Source organism: uncultured Pigmentiphaga sp. (assembly GCF_937950555.1).
In the GTDB taxonomy this organism is placed as follows: Bacteria; Pseudomonadota; Gammaproteobacteria; order Burkholderiales; family Burkholderiaceae_B; genus Pigmentiphaga.
Map to the genome: position 1 here is coordinate 1 of NZ_CALFCW010000044.1, position 16,419 is coordinate 16,419.

Sequence of the window (16,419 nt, forward strand, 5' to 3'; positions counted from 1 at the left end):
CACCAGGCGCTTGGAATGAAGACGCCGGCTGAGGCATTTGCATTAGCCGCTTAACCTGAGCAGGTTCTGCTGGGTCAATACACAGGCGGTTTGATGCGAAGCACGACAGCCCGGCCCGCAGCCAAAGGCGAAGGGACACGCCCATGTACTACGAAGGCATGGATGCCGTCGAGAAAAGGTGAACTTCTGGAGTCAACCAGCCGGATATGACCTCACGACTTGCCGTAGGCAGCCAGGCAACATAGTGCGCCCAGAAAATGCCGATAACTTAAGCTAAGCGGGGACACCACCCAACGTGCGTTGGGCGGGCCAGCAGTTCATCGTATGCAGCCCAATACAAAGCTCGACACCCTCGCATTTTCAGACAATGACAGGTAGTCGTGATCTCAACAGACGACGAATGCGGGGATCTGCTTTTATCCTCAGATCCACCCCAAAATATGCGCTGCGGCGCCTAGTGCTGCCAGAACACAGGCAGAGAATCCGCTCATTGCATAGCTCAAGCGTTGGATTCGTGCATTGAGTTGTCGTTGGGAGTCAACAAGATCAGAATCCTGAGCTTCTTGCTTCCTGGACAAACCAGAAATATCCGCCGCCACAGACTCAAGTTTCCCAAGCAAATCCGCTTCGGCTTTCTGACGGACGGCTTCCAGTTCATCCACCTGCTTACGCACAGTGCCCTGAAAGGACACGCTGTTCTCGAGCGCCTGTTGCGTAGCCTGCGACAACTTCGCTATTTGCCCAGACAGCACATCCATTTGCGCGGATAGTTCGCCGCATATCTCTTCCACATGCTGGGTGCGTTCGGCAAAAGCCGATAGCATTCCTTCTTTCGTGGACTTGACCTCGGTAGCGATATCGATCAGCTTCTGCGCACCTTCCTCGGTGAGCCCTTTCAGCTCGAAATACTCATGGACCAGGTTCTCGAGCTTCAACGACTGGTCAGCCAACGCTGCGTGTTGCTTCTGCAACTCATCGGCGTGGCGCGCAATACCATCCGCCTGCTCTTTCAGCCTGCCTTGCTGACTGTTCAGCTGACCCTGCTGCTCAACAAGACGCTTGGACTGCAGGATACTGAGCAACATCAGCTGTCCAATGGTTTTGGAAAACTCCGCCTGCACCTCGGCGGAGTCCAGCTGTGCATCGCGTAACTTGTCGTTGTGCCACCAACGCACCAGCCTATTTTCCTTTTCGTAATCCGACCTGAACTTCTTCAGGTCATCAAGCTTCCGGTATTGCTCGCTGAAATTGCGATATATATTTGCAAGATCTAGCTGTTCAATAGCTTCCTGACTGACATCAATCGTTGCCAGCTCGTTAAGCACCTCGGGCATCACGTTTCCTTCTATTCGTCTACTTATAGGGAATTCAGCACAGCGGCAAGTCGTTGTCTGCGTTCGATTTGCGTCTCGATAACTGCAACGGCATTGCCGTGTGACTGTACCGAGGCTTCCGCCGCAATGACGGCCGTTTCCATCTGAAACGATATGACTGAAAAGCTCTGCTGGAGTTGACGGTACCCTGCGGCGCAATCGTCATACAAGCGTGAGTTTTCGAACTGCAGGCCCAACCACGTTTCCAGTCGTCCGACAACGGCCGCCTGAGCGTCCAACTGCGTCTCGTGCGCTGCTAGCAATTCGCTCCCTGTGGTGCTCAGCCAATCAAACATGCGGTCGATACCATACACAATCAGAGCGCCCGCAATACCTGTCATGATTGCCGTAAGCCCCGTTGCCAATACGTCTGCGATCGGCGCCAGGAAAGGGAGCCCCATTATGAACCCCTTGACGGACTCTTCCAGCAACATGCCCAGCCCCGTTGCCACTACTGCGGCAATAATCTTGGTCACCTCACGCGTGATCTCGAGTGCGGACAGGCCTGCAGGCGGATTTACCAACAACTTGATGGCCCGCCACAGGCTTTGCATGCTCTCGCGAATGATTGCGACGACCTTCCTGGATGTTGTGATCAGAGTATTGATCAGGAACGTAAGCAGATTGCTGATAAATCCTTGCACGCCGCCTTGGATGGCGGCCTCGAGTGCGGTTTTGAGTTTGTTGATTACGCGGTTCATCACGCGCTTCAGGCTTTCCACCAAGCGATCTATCAGGTTCTTTTCATCTTGACGATCCTGCAGCTGCATCTTGATTTCGGCGAAGCTTCCATTGACGAACTCGTGCAGCACCACCCCTAAAGCCTGACGCAGCGCGTTCCTACCAGCTTCCTTTGCGCCGGAGGAGACAAGTTCGCCCGCCAATCTCTTGTTTTTTTCCCCTTGTATGTAGCGTCTTGCCTGCCTGTCAATTTTCTTGATTCTTTTTATGTCTTCGGAAGTCAGCTTATGTGTTTCCACGAACTCCGGATCGGCCAAACACTCACTCCAGGTCCTGTCTTTTTTTGACTTGTTTAATGACTCCTCAATAAAGGCCATATTTTTCTCGTGATTCAAGATTCTTTTTCGTTCTTCTTCCGAGAATCGCAAATGCAGCCCTCTGTCCCCATGCGCTTCCTTCAATGACACCGTGTGGTCGCCGTTGATTTTCCCCTTCGTCATGGGCCGCTCGGTTGCCGCACTGGGCACATCCTTCCCTGAGTCCAGGTCTGTATTGATGTTTTTGTGTGTCTCCCCTCGAGATTTCTTGTCATCCCAGTGCTTCTGCCGCATCTCTTGACTGTATTCCTCGCCCGCGAGCGCATAGTTTTCTGCATGCGCCTCGTCCGGAAATATCGATTTATCGGCGTTATGCACGGTGGCAACATTACCCCCGTCCTTATCATCAAACATCGCTGGTGTCAGGCCGAAGGGACCGATGATCTGGCGCAATACTTCTTGCTGACAGCTATCCATCAGCTGTTGCAAGCGTTCGTCTCTGAGCTCAGATTCGCGCTTAAGCGAATTACCGGGTGAAGTGGGGGTTCTAATGTCATTCATGGAGGTGCCAGTTTTGTCATTGTGGTTGATAGCAGTGTCCACACAAAAGAACTTAGGACGGCTACATTGTAAGTAAAAACAACAGAAAGATGCCCTATCAGTGAGGTGACTCGTCAACGAAGGGGAGCTGGTGCTCATAAAAATCGGGAAGCGTTCCAGCGGCATCACTGCGGCGAGTGTCCATGCGCTGATTGAACGAAACAGCGCTGCATTCGGCCACGACTTGGGCCTTGAACGCCTTGGAATAGCTTCGCCGGTGGCGGATGACGCTTATTTCTGTCCCTGACATGGTGTCCACCTAAAAGAGGTGGACGCTAGTCGACGACGAAACTCGAAAAAAGATGGGTTTGCCGGGTGCTTACTGGCCTATGGCCGCAGGTTCCGGTGCTTGAACATCGTCGATGACTACACGCGCGAGTGTCTTGCCATCGAGGTCGATACCTCACTGCCGGGATTACGGGTAGCGCAGGTGCTGCAACGGCTCGCGGAACTGCGTGGGCTGCCCAAATCCATCACCGTGGACAACGGCCCAGAGTTTGCTGGCAGGGCCTTGGATGCTTGGGCCTATCAGGTCGGCGTGAAGCTGTCGTTCATCAGACCAGGCAAGCCCGTGGAGAATGCGTACATCGAGAGCTTCAACGGAAAATTCCGCGATGAATGCCTGAATGAGCATTGGTTCATGTCGCTGCGCCAAGCCAAATCCTTGATCGAAGACTGGCGCGTCGAGTACAACACCGAACGCCCGCATAGCGCGCTGGGATACTTAACGCCGGAGCAGTTTGCTCAGGCGCATCGGCAACAACGGTTTTTAACCCTGGACTCTATGTCGGTGCCGTACTAAGTCTGGGGGCAGGTCAAAAACGCTTCATTTGCACGCTGACCTCAAGAAAAAGAGGAGTGTGGGGAGGCGGTAACACTAAATGGCGCATATCACCTCAACTAGCTCGCGGTTAAAGGTACCGGGCTTAGTAGGTAACAGCGGTACCGTCGGAATTGACGAGTAGTCCCCCACTACTCCTCCCCGGGAAGAAACCACTTCGCCTATGCCGAACCATCCTGAGTAGCTTTTTTCAGCTAAGTGCAGCATGCCCTTATCCTCACAGCCGACCAGGACCATCGCGATAACGGAGCTGTATTCTTTGAATCCTTCGTTGACGCTGAATGCTCTAGGGCTGAGGTAGTCATGCAGGATAGGGATCATGCGCCGGTTATTTGGGAACAGCAGGAGCCGAGAGGTGTCGACGTAGTGTGAGCTACCTGGATAGTCCTTTGCCATCCGCCATTGGCACTTCAGAAGCATATTTTCGAGGTAGGGGATTTGAGCGTGTGGGCTGTCCGGATCCTCCACTTCCCGGAAAGCCTCTGCTATTTCAGAAAGGCTGGCTCCCCTGAAATTAGGTAAATGCTGCTGCACCGCCTCGTAGAGGGTGGTGCAGTTCGAGGCGATGGTATGGGTGTTTTCGGGTGTGCGATGGGTTATCCAGGCGAGCAAGACCATCGCTAAAGCCACTACGCAAAGGGCTGCAAGGGGCTTCACCGGAATGCGCCGGGTGCTCGTACTTGAGACGGAAAAAGTAGAATGGTGATCTGGCGTGAACTTTGGCGAAGCAAGCAGAAACTCCAGCTTGCCAAGACAAAAAGACAGGCCAAAAAAGAAGAGCCACAAGATACCAGTGAAGCCAGCATTGACGCCAACTTGGACCAGCGCCTTACTAGGAGCCTCTAGTTGCGTGTTGCCCACTATAAGCGCGTACCCCAAGAACGCCAGTGCTCCCAGCGCGTAGATTCCCGCCGCATACGCGAGGAAATTGCAGATCCGCCGACAGGTTCTGATTATTTTCAACATGGCTACTGACGCTGTCCTCGACCTCACCATAGTCTTAGCATATATTACATGATGTAAATCTGCCAGAAGTCGCAACGCTATGCAGCCATGGCCAGCCGTTTGTTCGGGGGTGAATGTGCCCCGCGTCGCATCCGGCGCTAGGAACCGCCTAAAGGCGGTTTTCTTTGGTAGTACGGCTCTCGGTCGCCCCATCCATGCAGTGACCAACCACAACCCTTCAGCCCGAAACCCGCATAAAACCTGGCCTTACCCTCGCGACCGCTCGCGAGCCCGGTAGAGAAAAACCGAGAACAGAGAGGCGGGAGAGGGCGAAAACGGGGCTGAGAACCCACCCACCGCTCGCGAGACGAAACCGCAACCCCCCGCCAACACAGGCGTTCCAGGCAAAAAAAATCCCAACCGATAAGGGTTGGGATTTGGTAACTTGGTGGCCTGGGGCGGAATCGAACCACCGACACGCGGATTTTCAATCCGCTGCTCTACCAACTGAGCTACCAGGCCCACGTTACAACGAGCGCTGCAACGAAGAACTTCACGGGTTTGCGTAAAGCATGTCCCGTAAAGAACGCGGATTATTACATATTTTTCCCCGTCTTGGCAAAGCCCACGGGCGAGCAGGCATCCGGACGGGCGTCGCCCCCGGGGCGCCCCACCCCTGGCCGACCCCTTATAATGTCGAGTGGTCCTTCTCATCCAGGGCTTTTTCCCCGCCCATGTCCGTCGACGTCCTTACTTTCGGCCTGAACCACGTTTCCGCCCCGGTCTCGGTGCGGGAGCGGGTATCGTTGCCGCTGGAGCTGGTACGCCCAGCCTTGGCGGGGCTGCGGTCGGCGTTCGGCGGGGCGGTACGCGAAGCCGCCATTCTTTCCACCTGTAATCGCACCGAGATCTACTGTGCGGCCGAACCGGGCGTGGCCGAGCATTTGCCGGCCTGGCTGGCCGAGTACCGCCAGTTCGACAGCCAGGCGCTCCAGCCGCATTTGTACAAGCACATGCATCACGATGCGGTGCGGCATGCGTTCCGCGTGGCGAGCGGGTTGGATTCGATGGTGCTGGGCGAACCGCAAATCCTGGGGCAAATGAAGGACGCCGTGCGTGCCGCCGAAGAGGCGGGCGCGATGGGCACGCTGCTGCATCAATTGTTCCAGCGCACGTTCGCGGTGGCCAAGGAGGTCCGGTCGCAGACGGCCATCGGCGCGCAATCGGTGTCGATGGCGGCCGCCGCCACCCGGTTGGCCGAGCGGGTGTTCGGCGACCTTTCCCAGGTCAACGTGCTGTTCATCGGCGCCGGCGAGATGATCGAGCTCTGTGCCACCCACCTGGCAGCGCGCCATCCCAAGAAGATGGCGGTGGCCAATCGCACGGTGGAGCGGGCCGAGGCCTTGGCATCGAAGTTTTCCGCCGGCGCGATGCGCTTGTCGGAGCTGCCGGAGAAACTGGCAGATTTCGACGTGGTGGTTTCCAGCACCGCCAGCTCCCTGCCCATTCTGGGCCTGGGCATGGTAGAGCGCGCCACCAAGGTGCGCCGTCGCCGCCCGATGGTGATGATCGACCTCGCCGTGCCGCGTGACATCGAGCCGGAAGTCGGGCGCCTGAACGACGTGTACCTGTATTCGGTCGACGATCTCTCCCACCTGGTCCAGAACGCGTCGGACGCCCGCAAGGCGGCGGTGGTGCAGGCCGAGGCCATCATCGAAACGCGGGTGCAGAACTTCATGCACTGGCTGGAGACGCGCTCCATCGTGCCGGTGATCCGCGATCTTCATCACGCCGCAGACGCCATGCGCCAGGCCGAGCTCGAGCGTGCGCGCAAGGCGCTCGCCCGGGGCGAGGCGCCGGAGCAAGTCCTGGAACAATTGGCGCACGGGCTGACGCAGAAGTACCTGCATGGCCCGCTGCACGCCCTCAACCATAGCGAAGGCGCCGACAGGCAACAGTTGCTGGCCTGGCTGCCGCGCCTGTTTGCGTCGCGAAAAAGTTGAACGCACCCCCTACGCGCGTCGCGCGCCCGTCTGAAGGTGCGGCATTCGGGGGCCGGCCGGGCCGCGAATGTCCCGCGCCCCGTCGAGCCGATGCGCGCGCCTCGCGGTGGGTGGTGCCCTGGAATATCTGACATGAAAGCATCGATGCGAGCCCGGCTCGAGCAATTGACTCGACGCCTCGCCGAACTGGACGCGTTGCTCGCGGACCCCGACACCGCGAGCGATATGGACACCTTCCGCAAGCTTTCGCGGGAGCGGGCGGAAATCGAGCCCGTGGCCAACGGTTTCAGGCAGTATGAGGGAACGGAAGCGGACATCCAGGCCGCCCTCGAGATGCTGGACGATCCCGACATGAAGGCAATGGCGGAGGAAGAGCTGCGCGCCGGCAGGGCCCGGCTCGACGAACTCGAAAGCCAGCTGCGGATCCTGCTGCTGCCGCGGGACCCCGATGACAACCGCAGCCTCTTCCTCGAAATCCGCGCCGGCACCGGCGGGGACGAGAGCGCGCTGTTCGCCGGCGACCTGCTGCGCATGTATACGCGCTATGCGGAGCGCAACCGCTGGCAGGTGGAAATCATGTCGATGAGCGAATCCGAGCTCGGCGGATACAAGGAAGTCATTGCGCGCATCGCGGGCGATGGCGCCTACGGGAAGCTGAAGTTCGAGTCGGGAGGCCACCGCGTCCAACGGGTGCCGGCGACGGAAACGCAGGGACGCATCCATACGTCGGCCTGCACGGTAGCCATCATGCCCGAAGCCGATGAGATCGGCGAGGTCGAAATCAATCCTGCCGATTTGCGCATCGACACGTTCCGCGCCAGCGGAGCAGGCGGCCAGCACATCAACAAGACGGATTCGGCCGTCCGCATTACCCATCTTCCCACGGGGATCGTAGTCGAATGCCAGGACGACCGGTCGCAGCACCGCAATCGCGACAAGGCGATGAAAGTGCTCGCCGCCCGCATCAAAGACAAGGAGCAGCGCGAACGGCAGGCGAAGGAAGCCGCCCACCGCAAGAGCCTCGTCGGATCCGGGGACCGTTCCGAGCGCATCCGCACCTACAACTTTCCGCAGGGGCGGGTGACCGACCACCGCATCAACCTGACCCTGTACAAGCTGCAGAACGTTCTGGACGGCGACCTGGATGAATTGATTTCGGCCTTGACCTCGGAACACCAGGCCGAGCTCCTGGCGGCCCTGGGCGACGACTGAACGGCATGGCTGCCTACGCGCGTGACCTAATTGCGGGCTGCGGGCTGCCGCTGCTCGAGGCCCGGATGCTGCTCGAGCGCGCCCTCGGCGTCAATCGCGCGTGGCTCATCGCCCACGACGACGAAACGCTGCCCGAAGCGGGCGTAGCCCGCTTCGAAGATTGGGCGGCGCGTCGCCGCGACGGCGAACCCATGGCCTACCTGCTTGGCGAGCGGGAGTTCATGGGTCACCTCTTCCACGTCTCGCCCGCGGTGCTGATTCCCCGCCCCGAGACGGAACTGCTGGTGGAAACAGCGCTGGCGCACGTGCGGGAGATTCCCTCGCCCCGCCTGTTGGACCTCGGCACGGGCAGCGGCGCCATCGCCGTTTCGTTGGCCCTGGCGCGGCCCGACGCCCAGGTCGACGCGACCGACTTGAGTCCGGAAGCGCTGGCCGTCGCCGCCGGCAACGCCCGCCGGCTCGGCGCCCGCGTCGCCCTGCTCGAAGGCAGTTGGTACGAAGCCTTGAACGAGAGCGCCGCCGCGCCCATCTACGACGTCATCGTGTCCAATCCGCCGTACATAGCGGCCGGCGACCCACACCTGTCGCAAGGCGACCTGCGCCACGAGCCGGACATGGCGCTGACCGATCACGCCGACGGGCTCCAGGCCCTGCGCGACATCGCCCGCGGTGCCCCGGCCTGGCTGAAGCCCGGCGGCGCGCTGTGGATGGAGCACGGCTGGGACCAGGCAGGCCAGGTCCGCGACTTGCTGCGGGCTGCGGGCTTCCGACATGTCGAGAGCCGGCGCGACCTGGCCGGCATCGAGCGGATCTCCGGCGGCTCCCTATAATCGAGATATCAACGTTTACCCCGTACGAGGATCGCTATGAGCGACGTGCAAGATTTCATCCGGCGGACCGTCACCGAGAACCCCGTCGTCCTGTTCATGAAGGGCACGGCCCAGTTCCCGCAATGCGGCTTTTCCGGTCGCGCCATCCAGTTATTGAAGGCCAACGGCGTGCGCCGCGTCACCACCGTCAACGTGCTGGAAGACGACGAGGTGCGGCAAGGCATCAAGGAATATTCGAACTGGCCGACCATTCCCCAGCTCTACATCAAGGGCGAGTTCATCGGCGGCTCGGACATCATGTCCGAACTGCACGAGACCGGCGAACTCAAGCAGTTGCTGGCCGACGCCGGCGCGCTGTCCTGAGGCCCCCCGGCCCCCCGCATGAAGATTTACCTTGCCGGGCCGGACGTCTTCCGGCCCGACGCGCGGGCGCACGGCGAGCGGCTCAAGGCGCTCTGCGCCCGCCATGGTTTCGAAGGCCTTTTCCCGCTCGACGCCTCGGTGCCACCGGCCGCCGGCGCCGAAGCTGCCCGGGCGATTTATCGCGCCAACATCACGCTGCTGCGCGAGGCGGACGTCGTGATGGCCAACCTGGCCCCCTTCCGCGGTCACGAGCCCGATTCGGGCACCGCTTTCGAAGTGGGCTATGCCGCCGCCTGCGGCAAACCGGTCTGGGCTTACCTAGAAGACGCCCGCCCGCTCGCCGAACGGCTCGCCACGCATCGGGGCCCGGACGGCGGGCCCTTGGACGACCGGGGCTACCGGGTCGAAGATTTCGGGCTCGCCCTGAACCTGATGCTGGCCTGCAGCGCCACCATCGTCCAGGGCGGCCCGGAAGCCTGCCTGCGCAGCATTGCCGCGGCCCGGCCGCCAGCCCCCTCACTTCCGGAGCTCCCATGAAATTTACGCGCAACGCACTACTGGGCTTGACGCTCGCCGCTGCCCTGCACGCCTCACCGGCGCTGGCGGCCGACGTCGAGACCGAGACGCAAGTCATCAAGACGCTGCTGAACGCCATTGAAGCGAAGAACTACCAGGAGTTCGTCGCCGCAGGCAGCGAAGATTTTGCCAAGCTGGACCGCTCGCAATTCGATGCGGTGGCCGCACAGCTCGCACCGCGCCTGCATGGCGGCTACCAAGTGCAGCGCCTGGGCGACTATCGTCAACAGGCGTACGAGCTCTCGTTGTGGAAGATCACCTTCGCAGACGGCGGCGATGACCTGCTCGGCACGCTGAACCTGCAGGACAACGGGAAGGTCGGGGGATTCGTCCTTCGCTGATCAGGCGTGCTTGGGTGCGGAGGCCGGCAGGCGACGCACCCAGAATGCATACACGGCCAGGGCGGACAGCGTACATGCCACCATGATGCCCGTGATGGCCCGCGCGCCATGGGCGTCGTAGAGGAAGGTCACCAGGGAGCCGGTAAACGCCCCCACGGCCATCATGACACAGCTCACGACGGCCGACGCCGCCCCAGCCACTTCGGGCAGGGGTTCCACCGCAGCGTGCGAGGCGTTCGGCGCGATCATGCCGAACGAGAAGGTGTTGACCATCAGCAGCGGCACCAGCGTCCAGGCCGACAAGCTGTCGGTAAACCCGAGGATGGCGATCAGCACGCTGGTCGAGCTCGACAACCCCAAGCCCGTCCACAACAGCTTGTGTGGCCGGATGCCTCGCGCGTTCAAGCGACCGTTGATGAGCGAAGCGGCCATGATGCCGAAGGCGGTCATCGCGAACACGATGCCGAAGGCCTGGGGGGACATGCCCAGCAGCTGCATCATCAAGAGCGGCGAACCGGTGATGTAGGCGAACTGGCAACCGAAGGTCAATGCATTGACCAGTGTGTTTCCGAGGCAGACGGGATTGCGCAAGACGCGGGCATAGGTGCGCGCCAGCCCGGCCAGCGTCGGCTGCTCGGCAATGGTCCCGGCGGGCCGGGTCTCCGACATGCCGAGGTAAACCAAGACGGTGCTGGCCACGCCCGCCAGGGCCATCGTCCCGTAGATCGAACGCCATCCCGCGAAATACATCACCCAACTGCCCAGCGTCGGGGCGATCATCGGCGCCACGATGCGCATGCTGGCGACGTACGACAACCGGGCGCGCGCCACCGGGCCGTGAAAGAGGTCCCGCACGATAGTCAGCGCCATCACCGAACCGGCTCCCGCTCCCACACCTTGGAGAATGCGGAATGCCAGGAGCGACTCAAGGTTGGGCGAGAGTGCGCAGGCAGCGCTTGCCAAGGAGTAAATCACACCGCCGAACAGCAAAATGGGACGCCGGCCGTAGCGGTCCGCCAGCGGGCCATAGGCCAGCGGCGCGATGGCAAAGCCCGCCAGGAACAGACTCAACGTCAAGGCAACGCTGGCGGGAGGCACTTCGAGGTCCCGACCGATGGCGGCAAGCGCCGGCAAACCCATGTCGGTCGATAGCGCCGGCAACGCGGACAACGCTGCGAGGAGAAAGACGAAGGCCGCGGAGTCGGGGTGTATACGCATAGGCAGCAGTTTACCGCGCCTGCACAACGGTAATCCCGCAAGACGGCTCAATTTTTTATGACGCCAAGCACCCTGCTGGTGCGATGCACAATGTTGGGCGCACAGCCTGGGGCGCAGCATCGGCACGGCACCGCCGGCCCGCCAACGCAGGTCGCGCCCAACCCCTTGCTCCATAAGGAAAAGCCGGCAACCGCGGGCGGCCTGGTACGCAATGGCACACCTATTGCTTTGAGATCACTGCCAGCCGAAGGCGGCCGGCATCATGAGCCTGGTCGATCCCATGGTGCGGGCCGGCGCCTGGGCGGCCGGATCGGACGCGCCCGAAAAGCCGGAAGTCAAGATCGGCTTCATTCCGCTTACCGACTGCGCCTCGGTCGTCATGGCGGCCGTGCTCGGCCTGGACAAGAAGTACGGCGTCAAGATCACACCCGTCAAAGAAGCTTCGTGGCCAGGCGTGCGGGACAAGCTCATCAACGGCGAGCCGGACTTCGCGCACGTGCTGTACGGCCTCATCTATGGCGTGCAGCTCGGCATAGGCGGGCCGCGCAAAGACATGGCGGTGCTGATGAGCCTGAACCAAAACGGCCAGGCCATCACGATTTCCAACAAACTCAAGGCCAAGGGCGTACGCGATGGCGAATCGCTCGCTAAGTTCATGAAAGCCGCCAAGGGCGAATACACCTTCGCCCAGACCTTTCCCACGGGCACCCATGCCATGTGGCTGTATTACTGGCTGGGGGCCTACGGCATCCACCCCATGCGCGACGCCAAGGTCATCACGGTACCGCCGCCCCAGATGGTGGCCAACATGCGGGTCGGGAACATGGACGGGTTCTGCGTGGGCGAACCATGGAACGCACGCGCCATCATGGACGAAATCGGCTTTACGGCGACCACCAGCCAGGCAATCTGGCCCGGCCATCCGGAAAAAGTGCTGGGCACGACCGCCGATTTCGCGCAGCGCTATCCCAATACCGCACGCGCCGCGCCGGCGCCGCGAGCCGCTGCTCGCGCGCGTGGACTGGCGCGCGCTCTGGGAAACCTTCCTCAAGGCAATAGCCGGACCGTGCTTCGGCTTCGCGCTCCTCATACTCGGCTGGCAATTGATCGCCAACGCCATTCCGGAGATTCCGTCGCCCGGGGCGACGGGTCAGGCAGCCCTCGAACTGTTTTCGGAGCCTTTCTACGACAACGGCCCGAACGACCGGGGCATAGGCTGGAACCTGCTCTCGTCCCTGCAGCGCGTGGCCATCGGCTTCGGGCTGGCGGCCCTGATCGGCATTCCCGCCGGCTTTGTCATCGGGCGCTTCGCGGCCGTCAACGCCGTGGCCTCGCCGCTCATCAGCCTGCTGCGCCCGGTCTCGCCCCTGGCCTGGCTGCCACTCGGGCTGTTGTTGTTCAAGTCGGCTAACCTGGCGGCGATCTGGGCCATCTTCATCTGCTCGATCTGGCCCATGATCATCAATACCGCGGTAGGCGTGACGCGCGTCCCGCAAATCCAGCCCGGCACGGACGTCGCGCTGTTCAACGGCATGCTCCACCACGTGATCTGGGAAGGATGGCTGGACCACACCCACATCGCGCAGCACACCGAAGGCTTCGAGGCGGTCAAACACATGGTGCGCGACATGACGCCGGCCGCGGCGGCCGCGCTATGCGGGATCTCCGAAAGCGACCTGTGCCAAGCTGCCGAGTGGTTCGCCCGCAGCCCTGCCGCACTCTCCCTCTATTGCATGAGCCTGAACCAGTCCAGCCACGGCACGGACAAGAACCTAGCGCTGATCAACCTGCACTTGGCCACGGGGCAGATCGGCCGCCCCGGCGCAGGCCCCTTCTCGCTCACCGGCCAGCCCAATGCCATGGGCGGCCGCGAAGTTGGCGGCATGGCAACCATGCTGGCCGCGCACCGAGACATCGACAATGACGCGCATCGCGCGGAAGTGGCCGCCTTCTGGAAAGTCGATGCGCTATCGGACCGCCCCGGCCTAGCCGCCGTGGACATGTTCGATGCCTTGGCCGAGGGCAAGGTCAAGGCTGTCTGGATCGCCTGCACCAACCCGGCGCATTCCCTCCCGCGCATCGAAGCCGTCCGCCAGGCGCTGCGGCAAGCTGAGCTTGTCGTCGTACAGGAAGCTTTTGCCGACACCGACACCGTCGCCTTCGCCGACGTACTGCTGCCTGCCGCAACCTGGGGGGAAAAGGAGGGAACCGTCACGAACTCAGAGCGCCGCATCTCGCGCGTGCGCGCGGCCGTGCCCCCGCCGGGGAACGCGCTGCCCGACTGGCGCATCGCGACGGAAATCGGACGGCGGCTGCAGCGCCTGGTCAAGCCCCAGGCACCCGACCTCTTTCCGTACGAGACACCGAGAGAGATCTTCGACGAACATCGGGCGCTGACGAAAGGCCGCGACCACGACATCGGCGGGCTGAGCTATGAGGTGCTGCAAGCCCTGGGCCCGCAGCAATGGCCCTTCCCCGAGCACAGCAAGCGAGGCCAGGCCCGGCGCTACACCGACGGTTGCTACGCAACGGAGTCGGGACGCGCCCGCTTCCAAGCCGTGACCTACCGGCCCGTGGCCTCGCCCACCACCGCACGACATCCGTTTCACCTGATAACGGGGCGGCTGCGCGACCAGTGGCACGGCATGAGCCGCACAGGGCGCATCGCCCAGGCGTTCGCGCATGCGCCGGAACCCAGCCTGGACATGCACCCCGACGATGCGCGGCGGCGCGGCCTCGCGGCCGGCGATCTGGTGCGGGTCGAGAGTCGCGACGGGACACTGGTCCTGCCGTTGAGACTGAGCGACGACCTCACCCCCGGCACTGTGTTCGCTGCGATGCATTGGAACGGCCAGTTCCTGGGCAGCGGCGGCATCAACGAAGTCTGCAACGCCGCGGTGGATCGGCGCTCGCTTCAGCCCGAGCTCAAGCATAGCGCGATACGCATCGAAAAGATGGCATTGAATTGGCGAGTGCGCGCCGCCGTGGAAGTCGACGGCCAGGCCGATGCCATCGATCGCCGGGCGACGCTGCAACCCATGCTGGCCGCCTGCGGCTTCGGCGCCCTTGGGCTGCGAGGCGATGCGCACCGCACGGTCCTGACCCTGAGTGCGGCGATGGCCGAGCCTGACCAAGCGTGGCTGCGAGCACTGGGCGAGGCGCTGGAAATGATTGCCGCGCCGGATGTCCTGGAATACCGGGATCGGCAAAGAGGCATCTACAAGAGTGTGCGTTGGCATGGAGACCGCCTGCGCGCCTTCCTACTCGCTGGCGAAGTCGGTCAGGCCGATGCCTTGCTGGAGCGCCTTGTGGCCGGCGTCCGCTGGGAAGGCTCGCGCTTGCGCGTATTCACTCCCGCCTCGTTGCCGGCAACGCGCGACCGCACGGTTTGCCAATGCACCGGAATCAAGGCATCGGCCATCGAAACCGCCATCGCCCAAGGCGCGGACGTCGCGGGCCTCAAGGCTGCACTAGGCTGCGGCACCGTGTGCGGCGCGTGCGTCCCGGAATTGACCCGCATGTGCAGCGAATCCCGGTTGCCGGCATGAATGAGACGGAGGTAGAGGCCATGAACCAAGGACGTGTCACGCTCATGGGCGCCGGCCCGGGAGACATGGAACTCTTGACGCGCAAGGCAGTACGCGTACTGGCGCAAGCCGACGTGCTGCTGGTCGATGACCTAGTGGCGCCCGACATCGCCGAATTGGCGCCGCGGGCGCGCGTGGTGCGCGTGGGCAAGCGCGGCGGCTGCCGCTCGACCCCGCAGGACTTCATCCAGAGGTTGATGCGCCGCTATGCGCGGCAAGGCCAGAACGTGGTGCGCGTCAAAAGCGGGGAGGCACTATTGTTCGGCCGGGCCGGCGAAGAGATCGCTTTCCTCGAGGCGGCGGGCATCGAAGTGGAACTGGTGAACGGCATCAGCTCGGGGCTCGCGGCAGCCGCCGCGCTCGGCGTTTCCCTCACGCACCGTGGGCACTGTCATGGCGTGAGCTTCGTGACGGCGCACACGCAGCACGGCGAACCGCCCAACTGGGAGGCACTGGCACGCAGCCGCACCACGTTGGTCATCTACATGGGCATGCAGCGCATCGAGGAGACCGTTGCGAGCCTGCTCGAGCACTTGCCCGCCTCAACCCCCGCCGCCGTAGTGCAATGGGCATCAACTCCCCGCGAGGTGCGGAAGCTGACGCAGCTCGGGTACCTTGCCGTAGTGGCACGCGAAGCCGGCATGGGCAGCCCCGGCATCATCCTTGTCGGGGAGGCGATCGGCCTGGCACGCATGCCGTTCACGCTGCCCGGGGCACTCACCGCTCAGTTGCGCTTCAACCAGTCCAGTGTTTCCTCGGTACGCCGTGACGGCACATACTCCGCCCCCACGAACCCCTCGTAAGGCAAGCGCTCGATCTCGGCAAAAACGTTGTCGAAATGAATCTCGCCGGTTCCCGGCTCATGGCGGCCGGGATTGTCGGCGAACTGGATGTGGCCGATGCGCGGCCAGTGCGTGCGCAGGGTGTGGACCAGGTCCCCTTCCATGACCTGCATGTGATAAATGTCGTACTGGATGCACAGGTTCGGATGCCCCGCGCGGTCGATGACGTCCAGCGCGGCCTGGGTCCCGTCCACCAGGTAGCCGGGCCTGTCCACGGTATTGAGGGCTTCGACCGCCACCGCGACGCCCATGTCGCCCATGACCAGCGCCGCATGGGCGAGGTTCGCGGCCATGGTGTCCAGGCAGCGTTCGCGTTCGTGCCCGACCGGGCATCCGGCGAGCACATTGATCAGGCGCGGTCGCAACACCCGGGCCCAAGACGCAGCCTCCGCGACCGCCGCGCGGAACGCCGCCTCCCTTCCCGGCACACCCGCCAGTCCCTGACCGCCCTCCATGAAATCGCCTGCCGGAACGTTGAACAGGACCATCTCCACCCCCGCTTCGGACAAGGCACGATGCCAGCTTTCGAGCGGCTGGCCGTAGGGGAACTGGACTTCGACGGCATCGAAGCCCGCGCGCCGGGCGGCCGCCGGCCGCTCGAGTTCCGGCACTTCGCGAAACAACAGGGATAAATTGGCCGAGAAACGAATCATGGATGCGTGACGTCAAGATGAAACGGACATAGGGCGT

Annotated in this window: 13 protein-coding genes, 1 tRNA gene and 2 pseudogenes; 10 read left to right on the forward strand and 6 right to left on the reverse strand. The window is 62.4% G+C overall.

The annotated features are described in order from the left end of the window. Positions 1–422 precede the first annotated feature (422 nt). Positions 423–1,334 carry a hypothetical protein gene (locus Q0319_RS11705; protein ID WP_299452713.1) on the reverse strand — a complete coding sequence of 304 codons (912 nt, stop codon included), beginning with the start codon at positions 1,332–1,334 and terminating at the stop codon, positions 423–425. Between the two features lie 23 nt (positions 1,335–1,357). Next, a complete protein-coding gene (locus Q0319_RS11710; protein WP_299452717.1) occupies positions 1,358–2,932 on the reverse strand; it encodes a hypothetical protein in 1,575 nt (524 codons plus the stop codon). Positions 2,933–3,302: 370 nt separating this feature from the next. On the opposite strand from Q0319_RS11710, the pseudogene Q0319_RS11715 reads away from it, so the two are divergent. Next, positions 3,303–3,773 (forward strand): annotated as a pseudogene (locus Q0319_RS11715) (integrase core domain-containing protein); the annotation flags it as partial. Between the two features lie 75 nt (positions 3,774–3,848). Here Q0319_RS11715 and Q0319_RS11720 read toward each other — a convergent pair. Both Q0319_RS11720 and Q0319_RS11725 read right to left on the reverse strand, forming a co-directional pair. After that, the gene (locus Q0319_RS11720; protein WP_299452720.1) at positions 3,849–4,778 is read right to left on the reverse strand and encodes a surface-adhesin E family protein; all 930 of its coding nucleotides are present in this window, start codon (positions 4,776–4,778) and stop codon (positions 3,849–3,851) included. A gap of 425 nt (positions 4,779–5,203) precedes the next feature. After that, positions 5,204–5,279, reverse strand: a tRNA-Phe gene (locus tag Q0319_RS11725). Positions 5,280–5,491: 212 nt separating this feature from the next. Between Q0319_RS11725 and hemA the strand changes: the two genes are divergently transcribed. From hemA to Q0319_RS11755, 6 genes are all read left to right on the forward strand, one after another. Next, the gene (hemA, locus tag Q0319_RS11730; RefSeq protein ID WP_296463506.1) at positions 5,492–6,760 is read left to right on the forward strand and encodes a glutamyl-tRNA reductase; all 1,269 of its coding nucleotides are present in this window, start codon (positions 5,492–5,494) and stop codon (positions 6,758–6,760) included. Positions 6,761–6,892: 132 nt separating this feature from the next. Continuing rightward, the gene (gene prfA / locus Q0319_RS11735) at positions 6,893–7,972 is read left to right on the forward strand and encodes a peptide chain release factor 1 (protein WP_296463508.1); all 1,080 of its coding nucleotides are present in this window, start codon (positions 6,893–6,895) and stop codon (positions 7,970–7,972) included. A 5-nt stretch (positions 7,973–7,977) separates the two neighbouring features. After that, on the forward strand, positions 7,978–8,802 hold the full coding sequence (gene prmC / locus Q0319_RS11740) for a peptide chain release factor N(5)-glutamine methyltransferase (protein WP_299452723.1): 825 nt from the start codon (positions 7,978–7,980) through the stop codon (positions 8,800–8,802). A 36-nt stretch (positions 8,803–8,838) separates the two neighbouring features. Beyond that, a complete protein-coding gene (grxD, locus tag Q0319_RS11745; RefSeq protein WP_296463512.1) occupies positions 8,839–9,165 on the forward strand; it encodes a Grx4 family monothiol glutaredoxin in 327 nt (108 codons plus the stop codon). A gap of 18 nt (positions 9,166–9,183) precedes the next feature. After that, complete coding sequence (locus Q0319_RS11750) at positions 9,184–9,702, forward strand: nucleoside 2-deoxyribosyltransferase (protein WP_296463515.1); 519 nt, start codon at positions 9,184–9,186, stop codon at positions 9,700–9,702. Continuing rightward, on the forward strand, positions 9,699–10,082 hold the full coding sequence (locus Q0319_RS11755; RefSeq protein WP_296463518.1) for a hypothetical protein: 384 nt from the start codon (positions 9,699–9,701) through the stop codon (positions 10,080–10,082). The genes Q0319_RS11750 and Q0319_RS11755 overlap by 4 nt, the downstream gene beginning before the upstream one ends. On the opposite strand, the gene Q0319_RS11760 is transcribed toward Q0319_RS11755, so the two are convergent. Next, a complete protein-coding gene (locus Q0319_RS11760; protein WP_296463520.1) occupies positions 10,083–11,300 on the reverse strand; it encodes a multidrug effflux MFS transporter in 1,218 nt (405 codons plus the stop codon). Positions 11,301–11,559: 259 nt separating this feature from the next. Here Q0319_RS11760 and Q0319_RS11765 point away from each other — a divergent pair. The 3 genes and pseudogenes from Q0319_RS11765 to cobA form a co-directional block, all read left to right on the forward strand. Next, positions 11,560–12,285 (forward strand): annotated as a pseudogene (locus Q0319_RS11765) (CmpA/NrtA family ABC transporter substrate-binding protein); the annotation flags it as partial. A gap of 259 nt (positions 12,286–12,544) precedes the next feature. Continuing rightward, positions 12,545–14,848 (forward strand): molybdopterin-dependent oxidoreductase, encoded by a 2,304-nt coding sequence (locus Q0319_RS11770; RefSeq protein WP_299452728.1) that lies wholly within the window; start codon positions 12,545–12,547, stop codon positions 14,846–14,848. A 20-nt stretch (positions 14,849–14,868) separates the two neighbouring features. Further along, on the forward strand, positions 14,869–15,690 hold the full coding sequence (cobA, locus tag Q0319_RS11775) for a uroporphyrinogen-III C-methyltransferase (RefSeq protein ID WP_296463524.1): 822 nt from the start codon (positions 14,869–14,871) through the stop codon (positions 15,688–15,690). Here cobA and Q0319_RS11780 read toward each other — a convergent pair. After that, on the reverse strand, positions 15,612–16,382 hold the full coding sequence (locus tag Q0319_RS11780; protein WP_296463526.1) for a TIM barrel protein: 771 nt from the start codon (positions 16,380–16,382) through the stop codon (positions 15,612–15,614). The genes cobA and Q0319_RS11780 overlap by 79 nt on opposite strands. Positions 16,383–16,419: the final 37 nt, after the last annotated feature.